5 protein-coding genes are annotated in these 5,268 nt (G+C 33.8%); 3 read left to right on the forward strand and 2 right to left on the reverse strand.

Features of this window, described 5'->3' with window-relative positions; all coding sequences use genetic code 11:
* Positions 1 to 605 precede the first annotated feature (605 nt).
* The 3 genes from ABS911_RS14025 (at position 606) to ABS911_RS14035 (ending at position 3,668) form a co-directional block, all read left to right on the forward strand.
* On the forward strand, positions 606 to 1,652 hold the full coding sequence (locus ABS911_RS14025) for a PTS sugar transporter subunit IIC (protein ID WP_350468071.1): 1,047 nt from the start codon (positions 606 to 608) through the stop codon (positions 1,650 to 1,652).
* Positions 1,653 to 1,690: 38 nt separating this feature from the next.
* Positions 1,691 to 2,617 (forward strand): 2-dehydropantoate 2-reductase, encoded by a 927-nt coding sequence (locus ABS911_RS14030; protein WP_350468072.1) that lies wholly within the window; start codon positions 1,691 to 1,693, stop codon positions 2,615 to 2,617.
* A 184-nt stretch (positions 2,618 to 2,801) separates the two neighbouring features.
* Positions 2,802 to 3,668, forward strand: coding sequence for a YtnP family quorum-quenching lactonase (locus tag ABS911_RS14035; protein ID WP_350468073.1), 867 nt, complete (start codon positions 2,802 to 2,804; stop codon positions 3,666 to 3,668).
* Between the two features lie 99 nt (positions 3,669 to 3,767).
* Here the strand turns inward: ABS911_RS14035 and ABS911_RS14040 are convergent, their stop codons facing one another.
* Entirely contained in the window at positions 3,768 to 4,760 is a 993-nt protein-coding gene (locus tag ABS911_RS14040; RefSeq protein WP_350468074.1) for a LacI family DNA-binding transcriptional regulator, read from the reverse strand.
* A gap of 25 nt (positions 4,761 to 4,785) precedes the next feature.
* The coding region (locus tag ABS911_RS14045) for an aldose epimerase family protein (RefSeq protein WP_502880552.1) at positions 4,786 to 5,268 on the reverse strand (483 nt) is incomplete at its 5' end.

Consider the following 5,268-nt stretch of genomic DNA (forward strand, 5'->3'; position numbering starts at 1 on the left):
TTATGCACATAGCATAAGTCTAAAACAAATATGTTTTTATTTTTTACACTGTCTACTTGACAGGGACCAGTTCAATTTTTAAAACGCTTTTATTCTTTTTTTAGTTTACCAAAACACATACATAAATAAAAGAACAGTTTTTATTTATATGTGTGTTTTCTAATAGAAGCCTAAATGATATTAATTTTTTATGTTTATATATACACTAAATAGAAAATAAGTATAACAGGTATAGGTTAATAATTAGGGAGAAAAGATAAATTGATAAAAAATGAGCAAATAGATTAATCTAAAATGTAGGAAATTAATTCAGCCTGTTAATACGATTATAAACTAAATATATTAACATTGGGTAATTATCATAACAAAAGAAATATCCTGTTAAAACGAGATTTTATCAATGTTATTTTTAAAATAAAATAACATGTGGATTTACTTTGAAATAAATAGCGTGTTTTTGAAAAGACAAAAAAGAAAAAATAATCATTGAAATAACTTTTAGTTTGTGATAAATTTAACTAGTAAAGAATATTAGTGAATCAGTTAACAATGTTATGAATGTTGATTAATTATTCATATAGTAAACATAAGAAAGGTTGAGTTTAATGGAAGAAAGAGTAAAATATACTGGTAAAGATTATTTGAACAAAGTATTAGGAGGAACAGCATCAGGAATCGTTATTGGGCTAATTGCCAATGCGATATTGGGGTCCATCTTTAAAGCACTTATTCCTTATGGTTCTATATTTGTATTATTATCAAGCGTAGTGACGATTATGCAATTCATTACACCAGCTATTATTGGAGTTCTCGTAGCAATGCAATTTAAAATGAATGGAATGGAAAGTGTAATTGTTGGTGCAGCAGCCTTCTTAGGTTCAGGTGCTTATAAAGTTACCGAAGCTGGTGTTCAACTGGTTGGTATTGGTGATTTGATTAATGTTATGCTGGTTTCCGCAATAGCAGTTTTTGTTACGCGTTTGCTGCAAGGTCGCTTAGGTTCATTAACGTTGATCCTTATGCCAATTATCGTTGGTGCTGGTGTAGGAACGATTGGTTTGATCATGTTGCCTTATGTTGGCATCATTACTTCTTCAATTGGAGAACTGATCAATAGTTTTACTACTCTACAACCTTTATTGATGGTTATTTTAATATCTGTAGCATTCTCAATTTTAATTATCTCACCAATCTCAACAGTAGCGATTGGAATTGCTATTGGTGTTGCCGGGTTAGGTGCTGGTGCTGCTGCAGTAGGTGTGACAGCTTGTACAGCGATTTTAGTCATTGGGTCTTTAAGAATTAACCAATCAGGAACAACATTAGCCATTTTACTTGGTGCTATGAAAATGATGATTCCTAATTTGATCAAATATCCAAAAATAATGATACCAGTAGTTATAAATGCAGTTATCTCAGGTATTGGTGTATATATGTTAACGATTCATGGAACTCCACAAACTGCTGGGTTTGGAATTGTAGGATTAGTTGGACCTATTCAAGCTTTTAACATGGGAACTGGTTTACTTAATGTTCTGTTAGCTTACTTTGTAATACCTTTTGTTGGAGGATTTATTATCGATATGGTGTGTAGTAAATTCTTACACATCTATGAAGATGAGATCTTTAAATTTATCCCTGCTTCAAATTAATTAACTAATAGATAACGATAAAATGGAGGAATAATAAAATGAAGATAGCAATTGCAGGCTCAGGCGCTTTAGGATGCGGATTTGGATATATGATGAAAAAAGATGGAAACGACGTTACATTAATCGATTTTTGGGATGACCATATTAATGCTATCAAAGAAAACGGTTTGTCCATCACAGTTAATGGAAAAGAAGATAATGTCATTATCCCAATAGGGAAGCCAGAAGAAATCAAAGATACATTTGATACAGTTTTTATTTTTACTAAATCAATGGGATTAAGACAGATGTTAGAAAAAATCAAACATATGCTGACAGAAGATACAAAAGTGGTTTGTCTATTAAATGGCCTAGGTCATGCAACGACTATTTCAGAATACATTCCTCAAAAGAATATTATTATGGGAACAACCTTGTGGACTGGTGGAATAGATGCCCCAGGTAAAACTCACTTTATGGGAGAAGGTCCAGTCGAAGTTCAAAACAGTGATGAAAATGAAGAAGAAGGTACACGTGAAGTTGTAAAAATGATGGCAGATTGTGGTTTGAATGGAGTATACAGCCAAAATGTTAACTTTACAACTTGGAGAAAAGCTTGTGTGAATGGGACGATGAACGCTCTTTGTTCATTGTTAGATTGCAATATCAAAGAACTATTCGAAACTTCCCAAATCGAACAATTAAATAAAGAAATTGTCAGCGAATTTTCTCGTGTAGCCGAAACTGAAGGCGTACAGATAGACGTTGAGGAAACTGTAAATTATTTAAAAGGAACAGCTGAAAAAGTGGGCGAACATTATCCTTCTATGCACCAAGATTTAAAGAACAAGCGTCTAACTGAGATCGACTTCTTGAATGGAGAAGTTGCAAAGCAAGCTGAAGCTAAAGGATTTGAAGCACCATATAGTCAATTGATCACTCAATTGGTTCATGCAAAGGAAGATATATTAGGAATTAAACGTTAAAAATTTTAAAAACAGGTTCGAAGTAAAAAACTTTGAACCTGTTTTTTTTGTTGAAAAAGTTCTTCTCATGAACATTTTTATTAAACAATGTGAATTCAAAAAAAATTTCTTTGAAATAACAAAAAAGTATGCGTATAATCAATTGAAATGATTTGAAACGTTTTTTTACATAAGGAGGATATCAATGGATACTTTGAAATTTCATGAGATGACATTAACATGGATGGATGGTGGAATCACTTCTATGGATGGAGGAGCGATGTTTGGTGTAGTGCCTAAACCATTGTGGTCACGTAAGTATCCGGTCAATGAAAAAAATCAAATCGAATTGCCGACCGATTCAATTTTAATCCAATATCAGAATAAGAATTACTTGATTGATGCTGGAGTAGGACAAGGGAAGTTGTCAGACAAACAACGACGCAATTATGGGGTTGTAGAAGAGACGAAGATGAAGGAAAGTCTAGCAGAACTTGGATTGACCGTTAATGACATTGATGCATTATTGATGACACATTTACATTTTGATCATGCCGGCGGATTAACACATTCGGAAAATGGGGAGCTAGTTTCTACTTTTCCAAATGCAGATATTTACGTTAATGAGATTGAATGGGATGAAATGAGACATCCGAATATTCGCTCCAAAAGTACGTACTGGAAAGAAAACTGGGAACCTATCCAAAATCAGGTCATTACTTATCAAGAATCACTTGAAGTAGTACCGGGAATTGAAATGATCCATACAGGAGGCCACAGTGAAGGGCATGCAGTAATCAGACTGACACAAAAAGGTGAAACGCTGTTGCATATGGCTGATATTATGCCAACACATGCACACCAAAATCCTTTATGGGTCTTAGCTTATGATGATTATCCAATGACATCCGTGTTTAACAAAGAGAAATGGATGAAAGAAGCTTACGCGAATCAGTATAAATTTATTTTTTATCATGATGCTTATTATCGAATGATTGAATGGGATGAGACTGGTAAAAATATAGTGGATTCATTGAAGCGAAACAAACAAGCATATATTACGTTTGATTAAACTAACCAATATTGTTAGAGATTTTCTAACATTAAAAAGAGATCATCTTAATATTCAGCAGAATACTAAGATGATCTCTTTTTAAAGGACTGTAAAATATTATCTAGTGCTTTCGCGTAGAATTAAATCTGTCGATAAGGTCACTTTTTTTGCGACCGTTCTTTCAGTAGTCAATTTGTCTAACCATAGGTCAAAACCGGTTTCGCCCATTAATTCGGTATAGACTTTTACTGTACTTAATGTGGGATAGATGTATTTAGCTACGCTTATATCATTGAATCCTATAAGGCTAACTCGTTCTGGAACTGAGATGCCTGCTTCTTGTAAAGCCCTCAAACAACCGATTGCCATGGAGTCATTTGAAATGAAAAAGGCATCTGGTAAATCGTCTTTTAAGGTTTCAATCGCTTTTTTCATTAATTCTTGACCAGATGTAACATTAAATGCGCCTGTGAATATATATTTTTCCTGATATATTCCAACTTGATTCATGTAATTCTCGAAAATAGTGGTTCGTTTATCAATGATTGGTTTAGATCTATCTCCAAAATTTTCTTGCCCAGCGATCAAACCAATATTTTGGTAACCGTTTGTACAAAAGTAATCCAAAACAGAATTTACTGCTTGCTCAAAATCGATGACAACCGAGTCTAGTTTACGATGGAGTTGATCAAAATCAACAAAACAGATATTTTCTGTCCATGAAGTGAGTTTATTTACTTGAGAATCACTAAATTTTCCAATCGCTATAATGCCTTCGATAGATGAATTCATTTCAAAATCTGTATTTTGAAAAATACGGACGATTTCATAGTTCATTTCTTCTGCTCTTTTTTCTACACCTAAACGGATAGACAAGTAATAGAGGTCATCGAGCTCTTCTTTTTCTGTGTACCATTGAACGATGGCTAATTTGCCTTGTTTGTTTGCTTTTTTCTTTTGGTATTTTGTATATTCCAACGCTTCAGCAACTTCAAATACTCGTTTTTTTGTTTCATCACCTACTGATAATGTCTCGTCATAATTTAATACACGAGATACGGTTGCACTCGAAACACCCGCTTTTTCGGCAATGTCTTTAATAGTTGCCATAATCTCACCACTTTCCATTTATTTATTATAGCATTGTATCAAAGCGGTAAGTTGTTTCAGATTGAAAAATTTCATCAGGTGAGAGGGTCACTTTACCAAAGTCCTTTTGGTTGATTGCATTTGGTAAATTTTGAGCTTCTAACGTAATTCCTGCATAATGTTCTTCAGATGTTCCTTCATTAGTGTGTCGCCCATCTAATGTGTTGACGGCGAAGATAACAACAGCATCTCGATCTGTCACCATCTGAACGCGTCTTCCACTCTTTTGGTCATACAAGGTGGCCTCAGGTTTATCAGCAAGATGTTCTAGAACAAAAGGATGATCATATCCAGAAACTAATTTGTTTTGGGGATGTGTGCTCTCAAAACCTTTGTTTACAGTGTCTGCAGTTGTAAAATCAAAGGGTGTACCCTTTACAGGCAACAAGGTACCCGTTGGAATGTAATCTTCTTTTAGTTCAGCAAAATATTTGCTAGTTAAAGCCAATGTATGTTGATGGATGGCTTT

It is taken from the genome of Carnobacterium sp. (assembly GCF_040274425.1).

Excerpts from the sequence above, each read along its gene's own strand:
- ABS911_RS14025 (WP_350468071.1), top strand. The coding sequence starts at position 606 with ATGGAAGAAAGAGTAAAATATACTGGTAAAGATTATTTGAACAAAGTA.
- ABS911_RS14030 (WP_350468072.1), top strand. The coding sequence starts at position 1,691 with ATGAAGATAGCAATTGCAGGCTCAGGCGCTTTAGGATGCGGATTTGGA.
- ABS911_RS14035 (WP_350468073.1), top strand. The coding sequence starts at position 2,802 with ATGGATACTTTGAAATTTCATGAGATGACATTAACATGGATGGATGGT.
- ABS911_RS14040 (WP_350468074.1), bottom strand. The coding sequence starts at position 4,760 with ATGGCAACTATTAAAGACATTGCCGAAAAAGCGGGTGTTTCGAGTGCA.